Source organism: Nostoc sp. (genome assembly GCF_036919895.1).
In the GTDB taxonomy this organism is placed as follows: Bacteria; Cyanobacteriota; Cyanobacteriia; order Cyanobacteriales; family Nostocaceae; genus Nostoc.
On record NZ_JBALBW010000103.1, the window covers coordinates 1 to 22,942 of the forward strand.

Consider the following 22,942-nt stretch of genomic DNA (forward strand, 5'->3'; position numbering starts at 1 on the left):
AATTCACCGTCTTCCTCATCTCAAAAAATGGTTTGTGGAAATTTTTGCTAAATCGGCATAGCTATTGGATCATTTTTTCTGTGGAGTTCTCTTACCCTAATTCCAAAAACTACGGTTTTCAAGGTAGGCGCGGTTTAACCTATTGATTTACATCTATTATCCCACAATCAGTGATGGCCTTGCCAAAACCTGGCATTGCTGAATCATGGGATGATTTCGTCCAACTTGGAACGAATTTTCAATGGTTTCAACCAGAAACTCACCCCATGATTCAGCAACGCCCAAAACCTATCTTTTAGATTCAATATCTAAGAGTAAATCGATCGCCCAGGATCTTGTGAGAGAGTGCGTTAGCGTAGTTTACCGTAGGTAGGTGTAGGTATGTTTGTTTGTTCTTAATTGCGACGGAAATTTCTCTTACGTTGTTTGTGCCTTGCAACTTCTTTGCGCTTGTGTTTTTCCAAAGGCGTTTCAAAGTGACGATGCTTTCTCATGTCTGGAAAAATACCTGCTTTGGAAACTTCCCTCTTAAATCGACGCAAGGCTGACTCAATCCCTTCATTTTCGCCCACAAATACTTGGGTCATTTCATCTCCTACTTAATTGGTACTGGGCAATTTCAAGCTATCCAGTAGACCGGAGCGAAAAAAGGGCAGATAATGATTCTGCCCTTAAGACGTTAGAACTTAATTTTTTATCTTAAAGCTTAAGACTAGTAACGTCCTCGGTTGTATCCACCACCGCCGCCACCGCGACGATCGCCACCACCACCACCAAAGGAGCCACTTCTATCTTCCTTCGGTTTAGCTTTGTTCACTTTGAGATCGCGTCCCATCCACTCAGCACCATCGAGAGCTTCAATGGCAGCTGTTTCTTCAGCTTCTGTACCCATCTCTACGAACGCAAAGCCGCGTGGACGACCTGTTTCACGGTCAGTAGGTAACTGAACGCGTTTTACGGAACCATGTTCTGCAAAAACTGTGGTGAGGTCTTCTTGTGTGACCTCGTAGGATAGATTACCTACATAAATTGACATGCGTTATCTCCAAAATCATAGGTGTGTAGAGATTTAGATTTCGGAGACAAGCTTGTTAAGACCAAAAGGGAAAAGCCTGTCAATACTAAAAACAAACGCTGTAACCGAATTTTATTCTCACCTAATTACCTTAGCACATCATTCAGTTCTTACCCATTGTAAAAAAGGAAGTACTAAGAGTCAGCGATCGCTATTAGGCTTCTCAAACATCCTCTAAGTCTTAGATTCATGAGTGAACTCCGACATTGGGTAGCAGAAATTGCCCAAATAACTGCAAAATAAATGCAGTTCGTCATTGTAACTACCTGAAAATGCCGACTATACTTGCTGACGCACAAAATTTACTTTCTGACCTGATCGCCCGCTACAGTGAGCGGGTAGATTATCTGATGATCCGCCTTGAAGAAGCAGAGGGGACTGATATCTTGTTGCGTGGCGACAAGGTAGAAACCCTCAGTGAAGGTATTTCCATTGGTGGTCATATTCGCGCTTGTTATAAAGGTGGATGGGGGTTGAGCTGCTTTAACCAACTAGGAACAATTCAGGATCGAATAGAAGAAGCGATCGCTGCGGCGCGGATGGTTGGTGATGAAGAAACTTTACTTGCACCCATTGACCCGATGCAAGCAATATGCATTCTACCTCTAAAAGGAAGCGATCCCAGAAAAATCGCACTCTCAAAGAAAAAAGAGTTATGCGATCACTATACTGAATTGCTCAAAAGCGTTGATGACCGCATTACCACGACCTCAGTGCGTTACGGTGACAGTGCCCAAAAAGTGATCATCGCTACCTCAGAAGGTACTTTGATAGAGCAATCTTGGGTGGATATGGAAATGCGCTTTGCTGCCACCGCCAGAAATGGCGAAACTGTACAAACTGGACGGGAAACTACTGGCTCTCGCAAAGCTTACGAAGATTTAACTGATTTGGATGAACAAGTAAAAGGTGCGGCTCAAAGAGCGATCGCAGCTTTATCCCTGCCATCGGTCAAAGGTAATACTTATACCGTAGTCATCGATCCAATTCTCACGGGTTTGTTTGTCCACGAAGCTTTTGGACATCTTTCTGAAGCTGATATGGCTTATGAAAACCCCGATTTGCTAGAAGTGATGACCATCGGACGGAAATTTGGCCCAGAAGAACTCCAAATTTTTGATGGTGCGGCCCCAGAGGGACATCGCGGCAGCTATTTCTACGACGATGAAGGCACGCCTGCTACAACTACTCAACTAATTAAAGATGGAGTTTTAGTTGGACGTTTACATTCTCGTGAAACTGCTGGCAAATTAGAGGAAGCGCCTACTGGTAACGCTAGATGTCTGAATTATCACTTTAATCCTATTGTACGGATGACAAATACCTGGATTGAACGGGGTAAAACCCCAGTCAAAGACTTATTCACTGATATCAAAGAAGGAGTTTATGCCCGTAATTGGTTAGGTGGAATGACGAATGGGGAAATGTTTACCTTTAGTGCTGGGGAAGCCTGGATGATTAGGAACGGCAAAATTGCTGAACCTGTGCGGGATGTAACGCTTTCAGGAAATGTATTCCAAACTTTAGCGGATATTGAGGCAATTGGTGATGATTTTTACTGGGATGAATCTGGGGGTTGTGGTAAAGGAGGGCAAAATGGTTTGTCAGTAGGTTGTGGTGGCCCTAGTCTCCGAATTCAAGATGTAGTGGTTGGTGGAGAAACGTGAACTACGCGTACCATAACTTTTACTCCGAGTTAACTCAAGTTTAAATTGATGCAGGTTCGTAGTAAGGACTAAAGTGCTTACTACAAACTCTCAAAGCTAGTTTGATAGACTAATATTTTCACCAGAAAATGCCTTAATTGAAATAAATTTACCAGCCAGAAAGCCACGTTACGTAAGTAGATTTTAATATCTTCATAAGGCACGTGGCTCTTTTTTTTTGCTCACCAATATCAACTAAACCACACATCGAACAGCCCATATCCTGACGATCGCGTGTTGTCAAGATGCCGCCACCGTGTTGCAGAAAAGCATTAACTCCGGCAATATCTTTTTTGCTTAAACCGTTATCTACCTCCAAGCCAAATAGCCAAAGTTCATCAAAGTCTGATTTTTCGAGAATACTGAGAACTAGATCGCTACCAACTGCATCTGAATTATAGCGATCGCAATGCTTAAATTTTTTCATCCCTAAACATCCCTCCCAAGGATGAAAGTAACTCACAACTCTAGGTAGTAGCGCTAGAAGTCGAAGATGGCTAATCTAGATAAAAGTGATTTAGTATTCACTCTAATTTAATTCACCGTATCAATCCTCACGTAGCGCGTGCTGGGGATTTACTGCCTGTATGGATAATCTTGATAGTCTTGATAGTCTCAATTAAATGTTCCTTAGCAAGCAGAGCGACAGATTATGAAAGCAGATCAATTTCTGAAAAACTATGCCGCAGGTGTTAGAGACTTTACTGGTGTCAATTTGAGCGAGGCAAACTTAAGGGAAGCTAATCTCAGTGACGTAATTTTAGATAGAGCAATTTTAGATGGAGCTAATCTAAGTCACGCTAATTTAGCCCACGCCAGTTTGATTGAGGCTGACTTAAATGGAGCAGATTTGAGCAATGCTAACCTCAGTGGTAGTAACTTAAGCGGAGCTATCTTGGATGGAGCTATCTTGGATGGAGCAGCAATGGAAGGAGCTAATTTGAGTCAAGCTGATTTGACAGTTGCTAAGTTGATCGAAACTAATTTGACTGAAGCAGATTTGCAGAAAGCAAATTTAATTGCGGCGAATCTAGATGGAGCCGATTTGAGTGGTGCAGACTTAACTGTAGCAGACTTATCCCAGGCAAATCTTACCCAAGCAGATTTACACCAGACAAATTTGAGTGGAGCAAATTTAGAGGGAGCCAATATAGAAGGAACCATCCTAGATAAGAATGTTTAAATTCTAATTTCATTCCCATCTGGAGTATGGGAATGCATTCTATCTAAGCTGCTGACTCAATCTATCAACCTGATTTTATCCATTAAGGAAAGCTGCTTTACATTTAGAACTTCCTCTAAAGTCAATTCTCTTCGTATACTTGACTTCTTATCGTAGGTGTTTAACTGAAGACATACAGACACAGAGTAGTGTATGTCTTAGATGTCACTTATTTAGAAATAATCTCATTAATATAACGGTTATCGTATCTTGCGGGTTCGCCTTTGGCGTTCTCGCAGAGTAGTCACTATGTATGGATACAAGTGCCATTGCTATCCCACAGTGGTCTAGATTTCATGCAGTTGAGAACCGCTATAGGCAATCATCCTCAAAACTTGGAACTTTAAACTGGGAAAACCGAACGCTGAGATGAAAACTCAGAGTGTTGGACGAGAGTCTATAACTTGTGTGTACAGATAGATTATCCGCTTGCAATCAAAAGCAACGTGGATACATTTTCTATAGACAGGGATACTACTTTGAAAAAGTTTGCTACAAGTAGTGTTATTTAGGATTGTCATAATTAAAACAATTGACTCTCAACTATCAATGGTGAACTCTACCCTCGTCGTCACACTTTATATCAACCCTATGACAGGGAATGATACCAACACTGGTTCACGGTTGAGTCCGTTTAAAAGCCTCACCCGTGCCTTAAAAGTAACCAAAATCCCCCCGCCGCTAATTTATCTGGAGTCGGGTACTTACAGCGCCGCTAGTGGTGAGGTGTTTCCACTAGTCATCGCTGGAGGGACAACGGTGGTTGGTAACGAAGCCAATAAAGGTGCAGGGATTGTAATTTCTGGGAGTGGGGAGTATAAAAGTGCTAGCTTTGGTATACAAAATATCACGCTGCTCTTACTAGATAATTCCAGTCTTCTAGGTGTAACTGTCACCAATCCTTCAACCAAAGGTACTGGTATCTGGATTGAATCAGCTGCACCTGCTTTAGCTAACAATACTTTGAGGGACTGTGGACGGGAAGGTGTGTTTACTACTGGTAACGCCAAACCTGCAATTTTAGATAATATATTTGTGCAAAATACTGCTAGCGGGTTAGTGATGGCAGGTCATAGCCAAGGAGAAGTATTGCGGAATGTATTTCAAAGGAACCCTTTAGGCATAGCAATTAGTGACTTTGCCACCCCGACGATCGCAAATAACAAATTATCAGAAAATCGCACCGCGATCGCACTTTCTCGCAACGCCCAACCAGTACTGCGTCAAAATCTCATTACTCACAATACCCAAGGTGGTCTATTAGTCAATGGCAATGCAATTCCTGACTTAGGTAATACCCAAGAGCCTGCTAATAATATTTTTCGTGATAATAGTGAATTTGATTTATATAATGCTACTACACAAAAGCTGATTTCCGTAGGTAATCAGTTGAATCATCCTCTAATCAAGGGCTTATTTGAATTGATCCCAGCCAATGAAGTAGCAGTTAACACCAGTTTGTCTGACGCTCCGACTGAATCACCATCTCAAAACCTCCCCGCACCTGTTCAACTAGATGAACATTGGGCAGAACCATTTATTCAGGCACTAGTAAGCATGGATTTAACTCATCGTTTTGCTGATGGTAGCTACCAGCCAGATAAACCCATGACTCGCGCCCAGTATGCATCTCTGGTAGCGATCGCCTTTAACCCATTTCCCAAAATCTCAGCACCTGATTTTACAGATGTACCAAAGGATTTTTGGGCTTATAGCGCTATCCAAATCGCGGCTAGTGGTGGCTTTGTTGGCGGATTTAGCGATCGCACTTTTCGCCCCGATCGACATGTCCAACGACTACAGGTAATTGTCTCCCTAGTAAACGGATTGGGACTACCACTGGCTGATAGCGATGTTTTAGAAGTATATAGCGATCGTCATACCGTTCCCGACTACGCCCGAAAAGCCGTAGCCACTGCCACACAACAAAAAATCATCGTTAATTACCCAGATCCCAATCTACTTGCACCTTCACATTTGGCAACACGTGCCGAAGTTGCAGCAATGGTTTATCAGGCATTAGTTGCCATTGGGCGAGCATCTGCGATTAAATCAGTCTATGTAGGGTTGCATTCCAGAACTTGACAAGTAGAATAGGAAACACTGCTTATCGGCTTGGTACTCTTGGAAAAAAAAACCATGTAGTTAAAAGCACGCTACGCTAATATGCGATGGGTGAAAAATCTTAGACCTATTGCCTAAAGCTAATATCCCCATGTTAACAACACTTCCAGATACTTCTGCCAACTTGGCGATCGCTTTATTAATTAACTATAGTTTTGACCTCAGTGGGTATAGTGCCAATGAGCTAGTTGAGCGTTGGCAAACGCAATACCCACTGAATTGGCTACACCTGGCAGTGATTGAGGCACTATATCAAGGTCGTTATAAAGCGGTTTCCGTGCAGCAAATTTTAGTATTTTGGCAGCGCCGGGATCAGGCTACATATCATTTCAACATGGAATTTGAACGGATGATTTGTAGCAAATTTCCTCAAAGCTTAACCTCATTTGCTGCACCACCCCTACCGCTACCCAAAAAAAACCCGATTGTAGAGAAAGTCACGAGTCCTCAATTACCACCTGCGAAGATTCGTAACGGCTATCAATACAGCAATACTGCAACTCTACAACTGAAAAGTTCTGAACAAAAGACATCTTTGAGTGAAGAACACGAGAAGCAGGAAGATAGAGACAATAAAACCGTCTTGAAGTCCCCCCTAACTGGGAAGTTTACCTCTTCGGCAACCCTTCAGCGATCGCCTGCTGTCAGCCAAAGGCAAACTTCACAAGAAATTCCATTGCCTTCTCCATCACCAAATCATCATCAGCGACAGCCAAAACTGCTCCCACCTGCTGCTATTCATGCCCCTATCGGGCAATTTACTCCAGAAAAAAGCGATTGCTCTGAGTCTTTTACATCAAAACTCAAGGCGATGTCTGGGGAACAAAATCCGCCAGATATGGGGGGTGAGGTAGTGAAGGAGAAGAATCAATAACAAATGACAAATAACTTTTTACTCTGCAACTAACTGTCTAAAGCGCTCATCATCAGCAATATCATCAAAATCTAGGTCAGTTGCCGCGTCTTCTTTATACCTGGAATTAAGTTCAATTGCTTGTTTGAGAGTTACCAGAGATAGTTCAACTTGTCTTTGCAGTGCGTAACAGGCTGCTTTGTTGTAATAGGCACTGGCGTAATCGGGCTTAATTTCTAAGGCTTTGTTAAAACTAGCGATCGCTTCATCATCGCGTCCCAATCTTACCAAAGTATAACCGCGTTTATCCCAGATTTTGGGAGAATTTGGTTGGAATTCCAGCGCTTTGTCAAAAGATACTATTGCCTCTTCATACTGTTCCAAAGCCACTAGAGAAAGACCGCAATTCAACCAAGCAACAGCATCATCAGGCTTAATTTGTGTAGCTTTATCAAATGAAGCAAAGGCTTGTTGATGCTGTTGTAAGTTTCCAAAAGCAACGCCGCGATCGCACCAAGCTTGATGATTCTCTGGTTGGAGTTTAATCGCTTGGTCATAAGACGCGATCGCATCTTTGTAGCGTTTTAACCTTCCGAGAGTTAAGCCTCGTTTTAACCAAACCACAGGTTCATCAGCTTGGATTTTAACCGCTTGGTTGTAAGCTGCGATCGCATCTTCATAGCGTTTTTGCGAAAACAACGCATCTCCCTGTTGTACATACTCATCAGCAGTAAATTCTGGTTGTTGTGGCTGTTCCTGCATTTCTTCTTCAACTTCCGAATTCACCGCCTCTAGGTCAGGTGTAATTTCAGTTAGTTCTTGAAGGATAAGATCCTTTCTTTCTTGGGCATCCAATTGTAAATCCGAGAGTTGAGATACAAACTCAGTTTCTAATCTTTCTAACTTCTCCAAAATGAGAATCTTTTGTTGTTGAGCATTCCATTGCAATTCTGAGAATTGTAAACTAAACTCAGAACCAGATTTTTCTAAGTTTTCAATGATTAGCTCTTTCCGCTTTTGAGCATCTATTTGTAATTCAGATAGTTCTTCGGCAAATTCTGACTGCAATGCTGCAAAAATATCAAATATTTTATTTTTCTGTTCATGAGCATCTGCCTGTAATTCAGATAATTGAGATTTAAATTGATTATTTATTTCTCCTAAACCCTCAAGATTAATATCTTTTTGTTTTTGAGCATTTACCTGTATTTTTGATAATTCCTCGACAAATTCTAACTGCAATTTTGTCAGATTTTCAATAACTATATCTTTTTCATTTTGAGCATCAGACTGCCATCCAGAAAGTTGAGAAGTGAACTCAGACTTTGATACTTCTAAATCAGCAACGGCTAGTTCTTGCTGCTGTTGTACACCTAACTTTAACTTAGACAAGTCTTGTGTCAAACCAGATGCTAAATTTCCTAGATTTTCCAGTGCTATATCTCTTTGTTGTTGAGCTTCTAACTCTAACTTAGATAGCCCAGAAGCAAATTTTGATTCTAAGATTTCTATGTTTTCTTGAGATTTTTTTAGTTGAGTTTCTAATCTACTTAATATCTGTGCTTTAGCTAAATCGAATTCCGATGTCAGGGTAGATAAATTTTCTTGTTCGGTTTTAATTTTTTGTTGTAAGCTAACCGTTTCCTGTTCTAATTCATAATTTATTTTTCTAGCTTCTTGAATAATATTTTCCGACTCTTGCTTAACAGTAGCTAGCTGATTTTGTAATTTTTCCATTCCCTGTAATTGTTGCATTGCTCTCTCAACAATTTCCCGGATTACCACCCGTCGGAGAAGCCAAAATAAAGCAATGATTGCGACTGGAAATAGACTTAATATTACTAGCCAGATATCGATTAAGATAGTTGTACGGCTAAAAGCGTTCTTAAAATCAGATTGCACTTGCTGTTGAATTCGCTTTTCTGCTCGTAGTCGCGTTAGTTCTTCCCGTTCCTGATTTGATAAGACCGGAGTAGGAGTTAGTGCTGGGGAAGGTGATGGTGCAGATTGTCCGCTGGCAATTCCAACGGATAACAGTAAGGGTAAAAAGACAATAGTGTTTTTTGCAATTAAAGCGAAAATAGCTTGATTTTTGCTCTTCATAACAACCATCTCAGTCTGTTGGTCAGTTTTTGAAGCGGCGTGCCTCTCTCCAATCTATAACAGAATTAAGTGGTTAAATGTTGTAGAGGCAATGGGATCTATACTCAGCAGGTCTTTATATTCGCATCAGTCGCAGTAATGCCAGCACTAGAGAATCCCGTTTCAGAGCGTTTGGAAAAAGCGGTTTGTCTAGTCATTGTTCATTTCTCAAACAGCAGCCTGCAATCTTAGGCTGCTGTTTAAAAAATTCAAACTAGCTGTGTGCATTGACCAATAACTAACGATCGCTAACTACTCACTCCCCATCAAGGGGAGTTATTTGATATCACTTATCTAGCTAAATTGAACAACATAGTTATCCGTCGCTTGTGTTTCTCCTCCAAAATCAATGCTGGGGGATGGGCAGAAAATGCTTAGACTGATGTCACAATTAATGGAGAATCAGTTAAGCAAGTTGAAACAGGAATGTCATCAAGTCTCCTTTACCCAAGCTGATGCGATCGCCCGGTCGCAATCGATGACGATTCCCCGGTAAAAGTGGCAAGTTATTAATGTAAGTACCATTAGAACTTCCCACATCTTCTACATAGTGAGCGTCTCCCTCAACGCGAATATCTGCATGAATCCGCGAGACAACTTCTGAATTGGGAAATCCTGAAACGTCTATGTCTGGAGGAATCCGGTCATTAGGCTTGCCGATATGAATCACAGAGAGATTTTGTGGCAATTCAATTAGGCGATCGGTTTGAACGTGGATTAACCGCGCCATAACCTGCTGCAATTGCGTTCTGGCTACAGTTGCAGTTGGTACTGGTGCTGCTGGCGGGGGTACTTCAGCTTCAGAGACTGGCGGTGGTTCCAACGGTGGTGGAGTAGGAATACTTTGTCCAGAGACTACAGGTTGAGCTTCAACGGTTAGCATTGGTTCTGGGGGGCTACTTTCTGCAATAACTCCCTGTGCGGGAGCCACTGGAGGAACTGCCATCTCTGTTGGTGGTAAAGATGAACTGGAGGGATGGGAGTTAGTAGAACCGCTCATTCCCAAAGCATCTGGTTGTAAAAGTTCTAATAGTGGATCGGGTGGAACTAATGGCGGTACTTCCATCTGAACATCGGGAGTAACTGTTGTAGCTACCGGACTATGAACGTGTGGAACTCCTGCGGAGTGAAGGTTATAGCCACACTGACCGCAGAATGCAGCATCTGCCTGCACATTTGCTCCACAACTGGGACAGTTAGTAGTCGCAGGTAACGGTGTATAACAAGCTTCACATTGGACAGCGCCATCAGGGTTGGGATGATTGCAATTAGGGCAGACGATCATCGATATTTAGCCTTTGTTCAAGATCATCATAAAATTAGGTAGGACTGGCAAGCAGAGAGCGGGCCTAGCTTTAGATTTTAGCAATTACTGCTGATGGAACGATGAATTTTGGACGTTCTTACGTGGAGGGTAGGGGAGCAGAGGGGCAGGGGAGCAGAGGAGCAGTGGAGTAGGGAAGCAGGGGGCAGGGGAGCAGAGGAGAGAGAAGTTGTAGTAAATCTTTCCCCAATGCCCAATTCCCAATTCCCAATGCCCAATTCCCAATCCCCAATGCCCAATCGTTTAACGTTGGAGTTCTAAACCTGCTGCTGCATCCAGCAGCCACCACAGTTCGCCTTGGGGCCGAATTAAGCGGGATGGGTAAGTAAAGTCATCAGCTACAGGTGCAAAGACTTGCGCCAAAGCTGGTCTTTTATTAGCACCAGCAACCAGAAAAATCACACTGCGAGCAGAGTTGATGAAGGGGTATGTAAAACTTATCCGGGGATTTCCGTCTTTGTTACCCACTGTAATTAGGCGATCGCGTACTTTAAGAGCCTCTGTGTGGGGAAACAAAGATGCAGTATGTGCATCATCACCCATTCCTAGTAATACTACATCCAACGCGGGAAACTCGACCCCAGAAGAATTGAAAAATTCTTTGAGATGTTGTTCATATTTAGCAGCCGCCAGTTCTGGATTAGCTTCTAAAGTTGGTACGGGATGAATATTAGCTGCTGGAATGTCAACACGATCTAGCCATGCACGACGCGTCATCAGCTCATTGCTATCGGGGTGATCTGGTGGTACGTAACGCTCATCCCCCCAGAATATATGAATTTTATCCCAAGGCAGTTTTTGAGTAGCGATTGCTTCGTATAAAGGTTTCGGTGTACTGCCGCCAGATAAGGCGATGGTAAACCGCCCTCGCTGCTCAATAGCAATTTCTAACTTGGACAAAATTAATTCTAGCGTTCGTGCAACCAGCGCTGGCTGATCCGGTAGAACTTCAACGGTTTTGTTCATGGCTTCATCATCATATTGCTGGCTTCCAGCAATACCATACCGAACTTATTACAATCTCCCTTTTTAACTTTTGAAACATTTAACATCGTGGATTAAGTAGGCTGGAAAAATGTAGATGCTCATTATCACCTTCAACACTAAGCTGTCAGTAGTCAGTCATACTAACCACTAACCACTATCGTGCATTATTTTTATTTACATCCAGTTACTTGATACTTTGTTGATTAATGCCACAAAGGATACATTTATTAATTCTTATTAAAAATTAATAAAACTAATTAATTACAAACAATGTTTCCCAATTAGCGATCGCTTCGCGTTGGGCGATTAACAATTCCTGAATTCCTTTTTGGGCCACATCTAGCAGTTGATCCAACTGGATGCGGCTAAAGCTACCTTCTTCGGCTGTTCCTTGGACTTCAATGATTCCCAAATGTTGATTCATTACTACATTAAAATCTACTGTTGCAGCCACATCTTCGATATAGTTTAGATCCAAAAATGGCTCACCCTCCAGTAATCCTACGGAAACTGCTGCTACCTGTCCACACAGAGGCGATCGCTCTAACACGCCTTCTTGCAGCAATTTAGAAATTGCATGAGCCAACGCCACAAAGGAGCCTGTAATAGCTGTTGTTCGAGTTCCGGCATCTGCTTGTAACACATCAGCATCCACAGTCAGCGTGCGTTCTCCCAGTGCCTCAAAATCCACTGCTGCGCGTAAGCTGCGGCCAATTAAGCGTTGAATTTCTTGCGTCCGTCCAGATAATTTCAATAGTTCCCTTTCTTGGCGTTTCTGAGTAGCGGATGGTATCATTCGGTACTCAGCAGTTAGCCAGCCTTTACCAGTTCCTTCGAGAAACTTCGGGACTCCCTTATTAACGCTAACAGTACAAAGTACCTGAGTATCACCGCATCTTGCGAGAACAGAACCGGGGGCAAAGCGGGTGAAATTGGGGTAAAAGCTGATCGGACGTAGTTCGTAGGGAATCCGACCATCTGGACGCTGCCAAGCCATTGGAGTTGCCTCAAGATTTTTATCTAGAATACTGCCTTAAGATTACCTTAGTGTTGTAAATGAGTATTGGGAAGAATTCTTCCTAATTACTAACTTCCCCAATCGCACTTTTCTAAGGAACTGAAAGTAGAGTCAAAATATTTTGCTGCACCATATCTGGTGACTGGTCGCCGTTGATGGTCAATAGGCGGCGACGACGGTCGTAATATTCTAGGATGGGGATGGTGCGATCGTAGAATAATTCTACACGGCGCTGCACGATTTCTGGTTGGTCATCTGGTAGCGATCGCCCCAAAGATCGACTAACCATGACTGCTTCTGGAACTTGGAGATAAATTGCCCAATCTAGCTTTTGCCCTAAATTATCCAATAAAAAATCTAATTCTTCAGCTTGGAAGGCAGTACGAGGATAGCCTTCCAAGACCCAATCGCAGTTAATATCTGGTTGTCTGAGGCGAACCCCGATCAATTCAACGATCGCTTCGTCTGGAACTAACTCCCCTTTTTGTATATAGGGCTGTGTGTGATAGCCTAGTTCACTCAGACTAGCGTAAACCGAAAGAGAAGTCCGGGGATCGGTTTCCGAGCATCGAAATTCCGGTAGGGGCTGATAGCCAGATATTGCTTCCCGTAAAATCTCACCTGTAGAAATCAGAGGAATATCAAAGTATCTGCCAAGCCTTTGGGCTTGAGTGCTTTTCCCCGATCCTGAACCTCCCAGAATCACCAATCTCACAACAATTTACCCCTCTTGCTGTCAAATTCACTACTTGCTAAGTCTGTTTTGCCCAAACAACCGATAAATCTAACATTTAGGGATTTTTAGACGTTTTACCCAGCTTTTTTAAATAATTTGATCTGTAACTATTATGTTTTAATTTTTACGACCGCCTATAGAGAAAGGACGTAAATTTCAATCAAATAACTCTTGACTTCCACACAAACGTAGTGTTTGACTAAGAATGCAATTTGCAAGATCCACCACACTGGTGAAAAACAGATTGATTATACAGGCAGATTTGTAATAAATCCTGCCAGCAAAAATATTTAATTTATTGTATCTTTTTGAACTTTAACCTATGGTTGCCCAGCTAGAAACTTCAAGTATCAATTCAACCCTTGCCCTACCATATCCAGTTGAAGGGCTAGTGCAAGTTTTCACTAGCTCCAATCGCAACTTTTTTACGACCGTTATGGCTCAATCACTGAGAATAGCGGGACAAGGAACGCCAGTATTAATCGTACAGTTTCTTAAAGGGGGTATTCGTCAAGGACACGATAGACCCATACAATTAGGGCAAAATTTAGATTGGATTCGCTGTGATTTGCCTCGTTGTATTGATACACCACATCTAGATGATACGGAAAATCAAGCTTTACAAAAACTGTGGCAATATACACAACAAGTAGTGTGTCAGAGTAAGTATTCTCTCGTGGTCTTGGATGAGTTAAGTTTAGCGATTAACTTTGGTTTAATTCCTGAAATCGAAGTTTTAGCGTTTCTAGCAAAACGCCCTCCTCACGTTGATATCATTCTCACAGGGCCAGAGATGCCTAAATCTCTCTTGGATGTGGCAGATCAAATTACAGAAATCCGTCGGAGTTATCGACCCTAAATAAAATACTCAGTTCGTGCTAATATATCGAGTCTATTTGAATTAACGTTAGCAGCGAATTTGTGATTAAGAACGATATCTGGATTACTGAAATGGCTCAAAAGGGTTTGATTTCGCCCTTTGAACCGAGCCTAATCCGAAAAGTGCAAAAAGACGAGTCTGTAGCAGTTCAACCTGTAATTAGCTATGGCTTGTCTTCTTATGGGTACGATATACGCCTTTCCTCGGCTGAGTTCCGCATTTTTCGCCATATTCCCGGAACCGTAGTTGATCCCAAAAACTTTAATCCCCAGAATTTAGAGCCAACAGTACTGCATACTGATGCCAATGGCAATTACTTTATTTTACCTGCTCATTCTTATGGACTTGGGGTTGCCCTAGAAAAGCTGGAGGTTCCTGAGAATATTACTGTAATTTGTATAGGTAAATCGACTTACGCTAGATGTGGAATAATAGCCAATCTAACACCTGCTGAGGCTGCATGGCGAGGTCATTTAACTTTAGAATTTTCCAACTCTTCCAGCGCAGACTGTCGCATTTACGCTAACGAAGGCGTGGTGCAATTACTATTTTTAGAAGGTGAACCCTGTGCTATTAGTTATGAAGCTCGTCAGGGCAAATATCAGGATCAGCAAGAAATTGTGACTTTGGCTCGGATTTAAACATCGCAACAATGGGAACTATACAATCACTGCCCTAAATCGGGATTATTTCTAGTAGTTCTTTTTTGGTTTCAATAGTAGTTGTATAGGTTTAATAAACATAATCTGCTGATAAAAATACTACTACCTTAAACCCACTCTGCTTTTCGATAGCGAAGGGTTCAGATGTAATATAACCTTGCTGCGCTAAGTTTTTGTCAGCCAGAAAAGGAGACAGGAGAAAAATTGTAAGGGCGTTTCTAATCATCAGTAATAACCGGACTTCGCTTTCAGAATAGGCCAATAGGTGATGTTAATAGAAGTAGAGATATAAATAGGCTTACCTTTGAAATCAACAAGGGTTTTAGTTGCTGTGTTGGGATGGGCGATGAAACACTAGGAATCTATCCTGGAAAATTTCTACAACTGTAATTTTGGGAATATCTTGTGCTATGGCGTTCACGGCATTAATACCATAACCCCTAAAGAAATCTACCGCACCCCCATCAACAATTGAGTACCACTGGAAACCTGGAGCCAACTATTTTGATGCTGACATCTAAATCGTGGTCTGTATAAATAAGCTAGAACACATCTAACTTGCATATTCAAATTTGCTCAATATCTTGTGGGGTAGGCAACATGAGCGCCCTGATTATGCAATTTAAATGCCGATTAGCTTACCAGTGCCTATCACCTGGTAAAATCCACCATGTTTTGCTTGTGCTATCCAGTTTATATCAAAGGTAACTTTATCCAACCGAGAATTGTTAGTTGACGGTTGTTTGCTGTTAGTACAAGTGGCAAAAACGCTGCTATCAATGCAGATAAAACCGTATTGAATAAAATTGTGGCGACTAAGGCGATGAATTGCTGGTGATGAGGGTGATAACGGATTTATAAGACAGTATAATATCTCTCCTATCTGCCGTCGTAGCTGAATCTAAATGTACATTCTAGAATCAACTTTTGATTCACTAGCGAATAGGGCTGAATTTCGAGAGCGCGTTGAAAAGCTCGGATAGCTTCACCATACTCTCCTAGTGCTGCGTAACACAAGCCCATGCCGTGAAGTGCCCCAAAATGTATTGGATTTATCTGCACAACCATCTGACAATCTGCTAGAGATTTCTGATAATCACCAATACTGTAATAGAGAAAAGCCCGACGATTCCAGGCTTCAGCGAAATCTGGCTGTTCTTTGATTAATGCTGTCAGCGCTGTTTCGGCTTCAGCAATTTCACCTGCATCCAGTAACTTCTGACTGCGATCGATTATTTCCAGCCCATAGATTCCCTTTTGCTGAAACCAGATGCGCCAGATTTTTCTGGTTGCTTTGTCCCGGACTGTAGCATCGGGGTTTTTCAACTCTTCAAGTAAGGAATTGATAGATAAAGAATCCATAAATTTGAGATCAGTGAATATACCTTTGTATTAACTTTCTCACAAAAAATATCTATTCAATCATTTTTAAAGTCATCTTTAAATTTGCGGTGATTAATTGCTATTTATGAATTTTCTGTGTTGTTGATTCTATTCAGCAATACGACTAATACCACACTCGACATTTAGAGTCATAAAAATAAAAACTGACTATAGGTAGTTAAAAGCTGCCTAGTGACTAATAGCTGATAAAAAAATAATGATTATGCCAGTTTGGGATTGATCGGGAATTAGCAAGCGCTTTAGCATTGCAGAAGCACGATTGCACTGCAATCTGCATTGGCAGGTATTTTGCTGCTAGTTGTCGCTGATTCCAAGCCGTAGCCAGCTAGATCGGTTCATGATGAATGCAACGATTCGGATGCGTTTTGCCCAGAGATATACACCTGCTGCTTACTCGCTGTACCGACAAGTATCAACGTTTTTCGTGAGAGACATTTTGATGTGCTGCTGTATACTGCCCAACTTTATGAATACTTGGATAATATAGTTATATTATTCCTGGGTTGGGAGATAAAGGCGATCGCTTGTTCAGCACAAAATAAGCTGATTGATGCAGTCATTAACTGAATACTACAAGAATCACCGATTTACAACTTTTACCCACGTCAAAATTAAGAATGCTTTCAAATAAAGTCATAAATAAAACATCATATCTAACTCCTAAAACTATGTACAATATTAATAATTGTCCCCGGTTACTTTATAAACATCCACTATAGTTTTAAATACTTCAATTCATATTGTAAATGCTAATGATCCAAGCTAGTATTGGGCAATTAGAAACAGAGATATCACAGTATATCGTCAAATTATATAACAAGAGAATAGGTAAGTCTCCGAGCCAAATCATTTGTCATTTTTTAGAAACTGAAATTGTAATTTCCCTAGAAAACTCTGTTACCCAAGCTGAATACACTCTACTAAAAGAAAGTTATGCTACTTTAGCTGAACAAGTGCGCTTGTATTTAGAAACAATTATTAAACCATAATTGAAAAATTTGCTTGAGGCAATTATTGGTCAACCTATCCTTGAACTCATGACCAACACCAATTTAGCAACTGGTCGGACTGGGATTATTGTGGTTTACAATCAATTACCTGATGTTCCTAATCCCGAATCTCTTACCAAGATAAATTTAAAGAATTTAGCTGACTGATGTGACGACTGATTACCATTTCTAATTGATTAAAATCATAGGGTTTAGTAATGCAATCATCAAATCCTGTGAGCATACTGAATTCATCATCCTGTACCACTGTTAGAGGTGTTAATGCAATGATTGGGATAGTAGCAGTTTTTGTATCGTGTTTGAGATCGTCAATGACTTGGTTCGCACCCAAATTAGATAGCATTATATCTAGAAGAATTACATCTGGTTGATGAGTTTGTGCCAATATCACAGCCCTCACTCCTTGTTTGGTACAAATGCATGAAAAATTTAATATTCCTAGATGAGAATTAAGTAACTCTAAATCATGTAGACTCTGTTCTACAATCAAAATTAAAGGCTGTCCATTCATCAGCAGTGATTCCTGTCCAAGAAAGGCTAGGCATAAAGACTCAGCCCATCAGGAAAACCAAAAGGTCTTTTTTCTGGCAAGTGCTTAAGTAAATATACGAGGATCTATTCAGGAGATTAACTAAAGCATCAAATGAATAGGCTGGTGTATAATCAATTTGGTTATCCATCTACGCTGAATTTAAAGAAAAATACAACACCTTAATATCAAGCAAATAGTAGCATAGAGGATGCGTATACTTGCAAATATCGACAAAATGATTTGTATATCGCGCAGCGCGTCTGTAAACCCATATCCTTAATTACCTCAATTACCTCCTGCTTTATCTTGTAACTGACGTGCAAATGCGATCGCCTCTGTTGGGGTTGAAACTTTCCCCTCAGCTTGTGCTACGGCTATTTCTGTCAAAAGTTGGCCGATGATTGGTGAAGCTGGAATATCTAATGTTATAATCAACTCCTTCCCGCTCACTAGTTGAGGGGGATGAGCGACCAGATCATCAGGGTTCAGGTAGCGGTTGATCAAAGGTATCCAGACAGGGCAGTTCCTTGCTCTAGTTTCCAAACTTGTAGCGACTGCTGTGTGTAGTGGCTTGTCACCAGACATCGCCTCTACCAAATTATCAACTGCCATAGCCAGCAATACCGCAGTGGGAAACACAATATCTGCGTCACGGAATAAAAAGTATTGTTCTCGCAAGGACATATCAACTACTTGAAACTGCGGTAACAATTTTAGAGCAGTAGTTACACCGCGGATTTCGGCACGACTATAAGTTAGTTGCTGTAGCTCTATTTCTGCTAACTCTGGATTTGGATTGACTAGACTTGCAAGTTTGGCAATACCTAACCAAGTAGTTTTGACACGATCTCGGACATAAGCTTGTAGTTGTGCGCCTAATTGTTGCCAATTTTCTGTGAGTAAGGCGGCTGCATTGTCAACTGCTGCTAGTTTGATTAAGCTTTCACGAGTAGCATTTTTGAAGAAAGGGGCAAGTAAACCATCTTCCCAAGCACTTGTAATCCAAGGAGTACCCTGAGAATTTGCCAGTAGATAGCCAATTTCTACGCGAAATCGTTCGGCTGCAACTTTGCTCAGATGTGATGCCAAAGAACAAATTGCGGTTCGGGTAGCTGGCTCAATAGTAAAACCTAGTTGGGCGGCTTGGCGATAACCTCGCATTAACCGCAAAGGGTCATCTTCTAAGTTTGCGGGTGATATCATTCGCAAAATGCCCTGCTGTAAGTCTACATAACCTTGTAGAGGATCGATGATTTCTTGTGTATGGGGATTATAGGCGATCGCATTTACTGTAAAATCCCGTCTGTGCAAATCAACTTCTACACTATCTCCTTCTTGTTGGGCAAAGTCAGCAGTGGCGTGGGGAAAAACCACACGGGCAATTTGTCGTTCTGCATCAAGTAACACAAAACCAGCTTTATAATGACGAGCGATCGCTCTTGCTACCTTTACCGCCTGAGATGGTATAACAAAATCTAGATCCAGATATTCACGAGTTCTACCAAGGAGCGCATCTCGGACAGCGCCACCTACCATGTAAGCTGGTTGTGGTAGGAATTCCAAGCTGAAAGGCCAATTTTCGGGAGCAAGGGTAGAAGGAATTGATTCGTGCATTGTAATAAAAATCAACCCAGCAACTCATGAATAACGGTTGGGCTTAAGTTAGATTAACAATAAAGGCCCCTGGAGTTGGTTCTATTATGTGTATTTGTGTGAACTGCCACTATGTAGACAGCTGTGTTACCTATCATGCCGTAGAAGGGCAGCACCAACAGCCTCACTTGACTGAAACACCAGATTTCGATCCGAATGAACCTTCTATCAATGTCAATATTCGGACTGAACATGATGTGATTGAGATGGAATGGGATGTTGTTGGTTGTCTCAGTTTTAAACGGGAAACTGGTAAGTGGTCGAAATTGCGTCCTGGTGAATTAGTGCCGACTTGATAGAAAATGATTGGTATATCTTAAGGGTGACTACTGCACTAAACAGCAGTAGTCGTAGATATTTTTGTAAGTAACTATAAGGACAACTTTACCCGTATTTCTCCAGGTGAGAAATGCGGGTAAAAAGGTTTGCACTCTCGTTTACTTTCTTATGCCTAACCTAAAACTGGCGAGCATTAGCTATTCATGAGTTAATCTTTGCTTAATCTTTGCTTAAAAATAGCTTAATTACTAGGCATAAATAATAATAAAGTAAAAAAAATACAATATCTATTCAGTAAATATTTCCCCTACTAGGAATACGAAGTATGCTCAAGAGAAATCTCGTTCTGTTCTTGTTAGCGTCATTTTTTGCTGCCCCTGCCGCCAAAGCAGAGGTTAAGCTGATCGCAATTGGGAGCTTAAGTGGTAACATTAGAGACCTCTCCAGCCAAACGTCCGCTCCCCTTGAAAACGGTGTTTGGGGAAATCTCCTTGGTGGTATTGGATCGGGACTAGCTTATGCTGGCTGTAACACCTTTATTGCTATCCCAGACCGAGGCCCAAATGCCCTGTCATACAACAGCGCTGTCAGTGACACAGCATCCTATATCAACCGCTTCCAAACTCTCAAAGTGAAACTTTCACCAAGCAATCTTGGTTCTGCGTTGCCTTTCACACTTACTCCTTACTTAGTTGATACGACTCTGCTATTTAGCAATGAGCCTCTTTACTACGGAAATGGTGCGGGATTAGGGTTAGGCAGTGGTGTCCCAGCCTTGAATACCAAGAATAAAAACTATTTCACTGGACGCTCAGACAACTTCAACCCCACCCCCACCCCCCCCCAAATCTCGACATATCCCAACAATGCCCGTTTCGATCCTGAAGGGGTGCGTGTATCCAATAATGGAAAGGATATATTTATCTCGGATGAATATGGCCCTTATCTATATCAATTTAACCGCAATACAGGTAAGCGAATTAGGGTCTTTAACCTACCTAGCAAGTTTGCAGTCAGCAAATCAAGTCCCGTTGGTGATACAGAGATTAGTGACAACACCTCTGGTAGGGTTGCGAACAAAGGCATAGAAGGGCTTGCAATTACTCCCAACGGTAAGACCCTGATTGGTATTTTGCAAAGTCCACTGCTCCAAGACGGTGGTACTAATGGTGCTTATACCAGAATCGTCAAAATTGACATAGAAACAGGTTTTACTAAGGAATATGCCTATCAGCTAGATAATATAGGCACCTCGGCTAAACCGAAATACCCCACCGTCAGCGAGATTCTAGCCATCAACGATCGCGAATTCCTAGTAGACGAACGAGATGGTAAGGGATTGGGCGACGGCTCTCAGGCTGCTTTCAAGAAGATATACCATATCGATCTGACAAATGCTCAAGAAGTAAGCAATATCACTGGGGAAAGCAATCTGGCTGGCAAGGCAGTTAGCAAGACCCTGTTCCTTGATGTAGTAGCTACGCTTACTCAAAATGGGATCAAAGCAGAAGACATACCTGCCAAGCTTGAAGGTTTGGCTTTCGGAGCGGATGTGGTTATCAACCATGTGGTAAAACATACGCTTTTCATCAGCAATGATAACGACTTCATTGGTACCATAAAGTCGGACACTTACCATCCAACAGGTATCGATAATCCCAACAAGTTATTCGTCTTCGCAATTGACACTACTGATATTCCCGGCTTCGTACCCCAGAAGATCAAAGGGGATGATGAATATCGTACCCCAAAAGATCGAGGGAGAAGATAAATATCCGGCGTTCTTGAAAAGAGAACATAGCTTGATTAGGCTTTCCTCATTCCTATGCTCTGCATAGGAAATCAAGCTTTTTTATCCTTGTGTACAGCACCATAGTGACCCTTGTAGGTAAGGTGTTTGGGGTTAGGCCTTTTTCTTGTAATCTACTTAAGAGTACTCCAAGTAAAAAAATGCCCAATTGTCATTGCGTTCGCGTAGCGTCTCGTAGAGAGCGAAGCGAACGCAATGACGGGTTTTGGATCATTTATTTTTTGGAACATCCTAACTGAAAATCGCTGTAATCATTAGCTCGTACTTATGTCAATAGCACAGAAAAAAATTGAGTCTATTCAATTAATAAACGCTATGTTGTTATATGCTTGAATAAATAAATCTCGTTAACTCTAGAAAAAGAGATATTTTAAGTAACTTTGACAACAGAACTAAAACACCTTGCAAATAAATACGCCTTGGCACTACACACCACCACCCCCGAATTGGGTTTGGCAATTAGTAATTTTGGTGGTGAAACTCGCTCTCAGATTTGGAATTTAGGGCGTGATTTATCTAGCTTAGTGCATCAATATTTAATTGACTTTATCAAACCCCAAACTTGGGCAGATTTGTCATTTATCGCAGTTGCAAAAGGGCCTGGCGGCTTTACAGGAACTCGCATTGGCGTTGTTACTGCTCGGACTTTAGGGCAACAGTTAGATATTCCTGTATTTGCGATTTCAACTTTGGCTGCGGTAGCTTGGTCAGAGGTAGGCAAAAGTCAAAATCCAAAAACTATTGCTGTAGAAATGCCAGCCCAACGAGGTCAAATTTTTGCTGCTATTTATCAGTTTGAAGCAGATACTTCTAAACTAAGAGCGTGTTTGCCAGATAGAGTGTTTACACCAGAAGCATGGCAGGAAACTTTAGCGAATTGGAATACTAATTATCAGCTAATTCAGGCCCAATCTGGGTTAGCAGCGACGGTGACGAGCATTTTAGAACTAGCTAATCTCGATTGGCAAGAGGGCAAATGTCCCAATTGGTCAGAGGCTTTGCCATACTATGGGCAACATCCAGTAGAAGTTTAACTGATATATGTCACACAGTGCATAAATCCAAAATCAAAACAGCCACAGCCAAACTGGGAGAGTAACCAACAATACTATAGTCCCAGCAGCTAAGGCAGTAACTGCCAGATCGCGATCGAGATTGAATGTCTCAGCAATTACCAGTGTGCCGAAAGCTGGAGGCATGGCTATTTGTAGCACGATTATCTTTACTATGGGGCTAGTTAATCCAAACAGTGGTATGATGCTACCCAATATCAAGGGAACTAGTAACATTTTGATTCCCAAGCTCATCCCTACTTGTGGTAAGCTACGCCAAGATTTAAGCAGCGCTAGTCGCATTCCAATTAACACTAGAGATAAAGCTACACCACTCCAAGCAAATTTCTCTAGCCAGAATTCCATTACTGTAGGTATTTTGACATCCTCCTCAGCCTGAAGGCGTGAGGATTCCAATCTAATCAAACAGACTTAACTGTATGAATTCCTGGCGGGTTGACGCTTCACAGGAT

25 protein-coding genes and 1 pseudogene are annotated in these 22,942 nt (G+C 41.7%); 13 read left to right on the top strand and 13 right to left on the bottom strand.

What is annotated here, in order from left to right; all coding sequences use genetic code 11:
- The first annotated feature begins 173 nt into the window (after nucleotides 1-173).
- Nucleotides 174-299 (top strand): hypothetical protein, encoded by a 126-nt coding sequence (locus V7K55_RS20830; RefSeq protein ID WP_334834535.1) that lies wholly within the window; start codon nucleotides 174-176, stop codon nucleotides 297-299.
- Nucleotides 300-395: 96 nt separating this feature from the next.
- Here the strand turns inward: V7K55_RS20830 and rpsU are convergent, their stop codons facing one another.
- The 3 genes from rpsU to V7K55_RS20845 form a co-directional block, all read right to left on the bottom strand.
- Nucleotides 396-587 carry a 30S ribosomal protein S21 gene (gene rpsU / locus V7K55_RS20835; protein ID WP_094333031.1) on the bottom strand — a complete coding sequence of 64 codons (192 nt, stop codon included), beginning with the start codon at nucleotides 585-587 and terminating at the stop codon, nucleotides 396-398.
- Nucleotides 588-712: 125 nt separating this feature from the next.
- Entirely contained in the window at nucleotides 713-1,036 is a 324-nt protein-coding gene (locus V7K55_RS20840) for an RNA recognition motif domain-containing protein (RefSeq protein WP_094333030.1), read from the bottom strand.
- A 173-nt stretch (nucleotides 1,037-1,209) separates the two neighbouring features.
- A complete protein-coding gene (locus tag V7K55_RS20845) occupies nucleotides 1,210-1,332 on the bottom strand; it encodes a hypothetical protein (protein WP_334834537.1) in 123 nt (40 codons plus the stop codon).
- A gap of 15 nt (nucleotides 1,333-1,347) precedes the next feature.
- Here V7K55_RS20845 and V7K55_RS20850 point away from each other — a divergent pair, with 15 nt between their 5' ends.
- Nucleotides 1,348-2,742, top strand: a complete 1,395-nt coding sequence (locus V7K55_RS20850) for a TldD/PmbA family protein (protein ID WP_334834538.1) — start codon at nucleotides 1,348-1,350, stop codon at nucleotides 2,740-2,742.
- Nucleotides 2,743-2,890: 148 nt separating this feature from the next.
- On the opposite strand, the gene V7K55_RS20855 is transcribed toward V7K55_RS20850, so the two are convergent.
- Nucleotides 2,891-3,208 (bottom strand): hypothetical protein, encoded by a 318-nt coding sequence (locus tag V7K55_RS20855; RefSeq protein WP_334834539.1) that lies wholly within the window; start codon nucleotides 3,206-3,208, stop codon nucleotides 2,891-2,893.
- Between the two features lie 225 nt (nucleotides 3,209-3,433).
- Here V7K55_RS20855 and V7K55_RS20860 point away from each other — a divergent pair, with 225 nt between their 5' ends.
- The 3 genes from V7K55_RS20860 to V7K55_RS20870 all read left to right on the top strand — a co-directional run bounded on the left by V7K55_RS20860 (nucleotide 3,434) and on the right by V7K55_RS20870 (nucleotide 7,001).
- Nucleotides 3,434-3,964 (top strand): pentapeptide repeat-containing protein, encoded by a 531-nt coding sequence (locus tag V7K55_RS20860; RefSeq protein WP_334834540.1) that lies wholly within the window; start codon nucleotides 3,434-3,436, stop codon nucleotides 3,962-3,964.
- A 588-nt stretch (nucleotides 3,965-4,552) separates the two neighbouring features.
- Nucleotides 4,553-6,088, top strand: a complete 1,536-nt coding sequence (locus V7K55_RS20865) for a DUF1565 domain-containing protein (protein WP_334834541.1) — start codon at nucleotides 4,553-4,555, stop codon at nucleotides 6,086-6,088.
- A gap of 130 nt (nucleotides 6,089-6,218) precedes the next feature.
- Nucleotides 6,219-7,001, top strand: a complete 783-nt coding sequence (locus V7K55_RS20870) for a hypothetical protein (RefSeq protein WP_334834542.1) — start codon at nucleotides 6,219-6,221, stop codon at nucleotides 6,999-7,001.
- An 18-nt stretch (nucleotides 7,002-7,019) separates the two neighbouring features.
- On the opposite strand, the gene V7K55_RS20875 is transcribed toward V7K55_RS20870, so the two are convergent.
- The 5 genes from V7K55_RS20875 to V7K55_RS20895 all read right to left on the bottom strand — a co-directional run bounded on the left by V7K55_RS20875 (nucleotide 7,020) and on the right by V7K55_RS20895 (nucleotide 13,166).
- Complete coding sequence (locus V7K55_RS20875) at nucleotides 7,020-9,083, bottom strand: tetratricopeptide repeat protein (protein WP_334834543.1); 2,064 nt, start codon at nucleotides 9,081-9,083, stop codon at nucleotides 7,020-7,022.
- Between the two features lie 445 nt (nucleotides 9,084-9,528).
- On the bottom strand, nucleotides 9,529-10,407 hold the full coding sequence (locus V7K55_RS20880) for an FHA domain-containing protein (protein WP_334834544.1): 879 nt from the start codon (nucleotides 10,405-10,407) through the stop codon (nucleotides 9,529-9,531).
- A 282-nt stretch (nucleotides 10,408-10,689) separates the two neighbouring features.
- Complete coding sequence (gene pgl, locus V7K55_RS20885; RefSeq protein WP_334834545.1) at nucleotides 10,690-11,412, bottom strand: 6-phosphogluconolactonase; 723 nt, start codon at nucleotides 11,410-11,412, stop codon at nucleotides 10,690-10,692.
- Between the two features lie 274 nt (nucleotides 11,413-11,686).
- Nucleotides 11,687-12,430 (bottom strand): ribonuclease PH, encoded by a 744-nt coding sequence (gene rph, locus V7K55_RS20890; protein ID WP_334834547.1) that lies wholly within the window; start codon nucleotides 12,428-12,430, stop codon nucleotides 11,687-11,689.
- A gap of 112 nt (nucleotides 12,431-12,542) precedes the next feature.
- Complete coding sequence (locus V7K55_RS20895; protein WP_334834549.1) at nucleotides 12,543-13,166, bottom strand: adenylate kinase family protein; 624 nt, start codon at nucleotides 13,164-13,166, stop codon at nucleotides 12,543-12,545.
- Between the two features lie 343 nt (nucleotides 13,167-13,509).
- On the opposite strand from V7K55_RS20895, the gene V7K55_RS20900 reads away from it, so the two are divergent.
- Together V7K55_RS20900 and dcd are read left to right on the top strand one after the other, a co-directional pair.
- The gene (locus tag V7K55_RS20900) at nucleotides 13,510-14,046 is read left to right on the top strand and encodes a P-loop NTPase family protein (protein ID WP_334834550.1); all 537 of its coding nucleotides are present in this window, start codon (nucleotides 13,510-13,512) and stop codon (nucleotides 14,044-14,046) included.
- A gap of 92 nt (nucleotides 14,047-14,138) precedes the next feature.
- On the top strand, nucleotides 14,139-14,708 hold the full coding sequence (dcd, locus tag V7K55_RS20905) for a dCTP deaminase (RefSeq protein WP_223278057.1): 570 nt from the start codon (nucleotides 14,139-14,141) through the stop codon (nucleotides 14,706-14,708).
- Between the two features lie 900 nt (nucleotides 14,709-15,608).
- Here the strand turns inward: dcd and V7K55_RS20910 are convergent.
- Nucleotides 15,609-16,091, bottom strand: a complete 483-nt coding sequence (locus V7K55_RS20910) for a tetratricopeptide repeat protein (RefSeq protein WP_334834552.1) — start codon at nucleotides 16,089-16,091, stop codon at nucleotides 15,609-15,611.
- Between the two features lie 483 nt (nucleotides 16,092-16,574).
- Here V7K55_RS20910 and V7K55_RS20915 point away from each other — a divergent pair, with 483 nt between their 5' ends.
- The 3 genes from V7K55_RS20915 to V7K55_RS27590 all read left to right on the top strand — a co-directional run bounded on the left by V7K55_RS20915 (nucleotide 16,575) and on the right by V7K55_RS27590 (nucleotide 17,290).
- Entirely contained in the window at nucleotides 16,575-16,700 is a 126-nt protein-coding gene (locus tag V7K55_RS20915) for a hypothetical protein (protein ID WP_334834553.1), read from the top strand.
- A gap of 179 nt (nucleotides 16,701-16,879) precedes the next feature.
- Entirely contained in the window at nucleotides 16,880-17,122 is a 243-nt protein-coding gene (locus tag V7K55_RS27585) for a Na-translocating system protein MpsC family protein (RefSeq protein WP_442949103.1), read from the top strand.
- A complete protein-coding gene (locus V7K55_RS27590; protein WP_442949104.1) occupies nucleotides 17,123-17,290 on the top strand; it encodes a hypothetical protein in 168 nt (55 codons plus the stop codon).
- Here V7K55_RS27590 and V7K55_RS20925 read toward each other — a convergent pair.
- Both V7K55_RS20925 and V7K55_RS20930 read right to left on the bottom strand, forming a co-directional pair.
- Nucleotides 17,256-17,654, bottom strand: coding sequence for a response regulator (locus tag V7K55_RS20925; protein WP_334834554.1), 399 nt, complete (start codon nucleotides 17,652-17,654; stop codon nucleotides 17,256-17,258). The genes V7K55_RS27590 and V7K55_RS20925 overlap by 35 nt on opposite strands.
- 306 nt (nucleotides 17,655-17,960) lie before the next feature.
- Nucleotides 17,961-19,289, bottom strand: a complete 1,329-nt coding sequence (locus tag V7K55_RS20930) for a CCA tRNA nucleotidyltransferase (protein WP_334834555.1) — start codon at nucleotides 19,287-19,289, stop codon at nucleotides 17,961-17,963.
- Between the two features lie 86 nt (nucleotides 19,290-19,375).
- On the opposite strand from V7K55_RS20930, the gene V7K55_RS20935 reads away from it, so the two are divergent.
- From V7K55_RS20935 to tsaB, 3 genes are all read left to right on the top strand, one after another.
- Complete coding sequence (locus V7K55_RS20935; protein ID WP_334834556.1) at nucleotides 19,376-19,624, top strand: Ycf34 family protein; 249 nt, start codon at nucleotides 19,376-19,378, stop codon at nucleotides 19,622-19,624.
- 308 nt (nucleotides 19,625-19,932) lie between these two features.
- Nucleotides 19,933-21,378, top strand: coding sequence for an esterase-like activity of phytase family protein (locus V7K55_RS20940; protein ID WP_334834558.1), 1,446 nt, complete (start codon nucleotides 19,933-19,935; stop codon nucleotides 21,376-21,378).
- Between the two features lie 419 nt (nucleotides 21,379-21,797).
- The gene (gene tsaB / locus V7K55_RS20945) at nucleotides 21,798-22,451 is read left to right on the top strand and encodes a tRNA (adenosine(37)-N6)-threonylcarbamoyltransferase complex dimerization subunit type 1 TsaB (protein ID WP_334834559.1); all 654 of its coding nucleotides are present in this window, start codon (nucleotides 21,798-21,800) and stop codon (nucleotides 22,449-22,451) included.
- A gap of 33 nt (nucleotides 22,452-22,484) precedes the next feature.
- Here tsaB and V7K55_RS20950 read toward each other — a convergent pair.
- A pseudogene (locus V7K55_RS20950) lies at nucleotides 22,485-22,853 on the bottom strand (AEC family transporter); the annotation flags it as partial.
- Between the last annotated feature and the right edge of the window lie 89 nt (nucleotides 22,854-22,942).

Bases quoted from the DNA above. Each gene is read 5' to 3' on its own strand.
- V7K55_RS20900 (WP_334834550.1), top strand. From the start codon at position 13,510: ATGGTTGCCCAGCTAGAAACTTCAAGTATCAATTCAACCCTTGCCCTA.
- rph (WP_334834547.1), bottom strand. From the start codon at position 12,430: ATGGCTTGGCAGCGTCCAGATGGTCGGATTCCCTACGAACTACGTCCG.
- V7K55_RS20930 (WP_334834555.1), bottom strand. From the start codon at position 19,289: ATGCACGAATCAATTCCTTCTACCCTTGCTCCCGAAAATTGGCCTTTC.
- dcd (WP_223278057.1), top strand. From the start codon at position 14,139: ATGGCTCAAAAGGGTTTGATTTCGCCCTTTGAACCGAGCCTAATCCGA.
- V7K55_RS20880 (WP_334834544.1), bottom strand. From the start codon at position 10,407: ATGATCGTCTGCCCTAATTGCAATCATCCCAACCCTGATGGCGCTGTC.
- V7K55_RS20830 (WP_334834535.1), top strand. From the start codon at position 174: ATGGCCTTGCCAAAACCTGGCATTGCTGAATCATGGGATGATTTCGTC.
- V7K55_RS20925 (WP_334834554.1), bottom strand. From the start codon at position 17,654: ATGAATGGACAGCCTTTAATTTTGATTGTAGAACAGAGTCTACATGAT.
- V7K55_RS20865 (WP_334834541.1), top strand. From the start codon at position 4,553: ATGGTGAACTCTACCCTCGTCGTCACACTTTATATCAACCCTATGACA.
- V7K55_RS27585 (WP_442949103.1), top strand. From the start codon at position 16,880: ATGCTAATGATCCAAGCTAGTATTGGGCAATTAGAAACAGAGATATCA.
- pgl (WP_334834545.1), bottom strand. From the start codon at position 11,412: ATGAACAAAACCGTTGAAGTTCTACCGGATCAGCCAGCGCTGGTTGCA.
- V7K55_RS20935 (WP_334834556.1), top strand. From the start codon at position 19,376: ATGTGTATTTGTGTGAACTGCCACTATGTAGACAGCTGTGTTACCTAT.
- V7K55_RS20940 (WP_334834558.1), top strand. From the start codon at position 19,933: ATGCTCAAGAGAAATCTCGTTCTGTTCTTGTTAGCGTCATTTTTTGCT.
- V7K55_RS20910 (WP_334834552.1), bottom strand. From the start codon at position 16,091: ATGGATTCTTTATCTATCAATTCCTTACTTGAAGAGTTGAAAAACCCC.
- V7K55_RS20870 (WP_334834542.1), top strand. From the start codon at position 6,219: ATGTTAACAACACTTCCAGATACTTCTGCCAACTTGGCGATCGCTTTA.
- V7K55_RS20855 (WP_334834539.1), bottom strand. From the start codon at position 3,208: ATGAAAAAATTTAAGCATTGCGATCGCTATAATTCAGATGCAGTTGGT.
- V7K55_RS20850 (WP_334834538.1), top strand. From the start codon at position 1,348: ATGCCGACTATACTTGCTGACGCACAAAATTTACTTTCTGACCTGATC.
- V7K55_RS20860 (WP_334834540.1), top strand. From the start codon at position 3,434: ATGAAAGCAGATCAATTTCTGAAAAACTATGCCGCAGGTGTTAGAGAC.
- rpsU (WP_094333031.1), bottom strand. From the start codon at position 587: ATGACCCAAGTATTTGTGGGCGAAAATGAAGGGATTGAGTCAGCCTTG.
- V7K55_RS20875 (WP_334834543.1), bottom strand. From the start codon at position 9,083: ATGAAGAGCAAAAATCAAGCTATTTTCGCTTTAATTGCAAAAAACACT.
- V7K55_RS20840 (WP_094333030.1), bottom strand. From the start codon at position 1,036: ATGTCAATTTATGTAGGTAATCTATCCTACGAGGTCACACAAGAAGAC.
- V7K55_RS20845 (WP_334834537.1), bottom strand. From the start codon at position 1,332: ATGACGAACTGCATTTATTTTGCAGTTATTTGGGCAATTTCTGCTACC.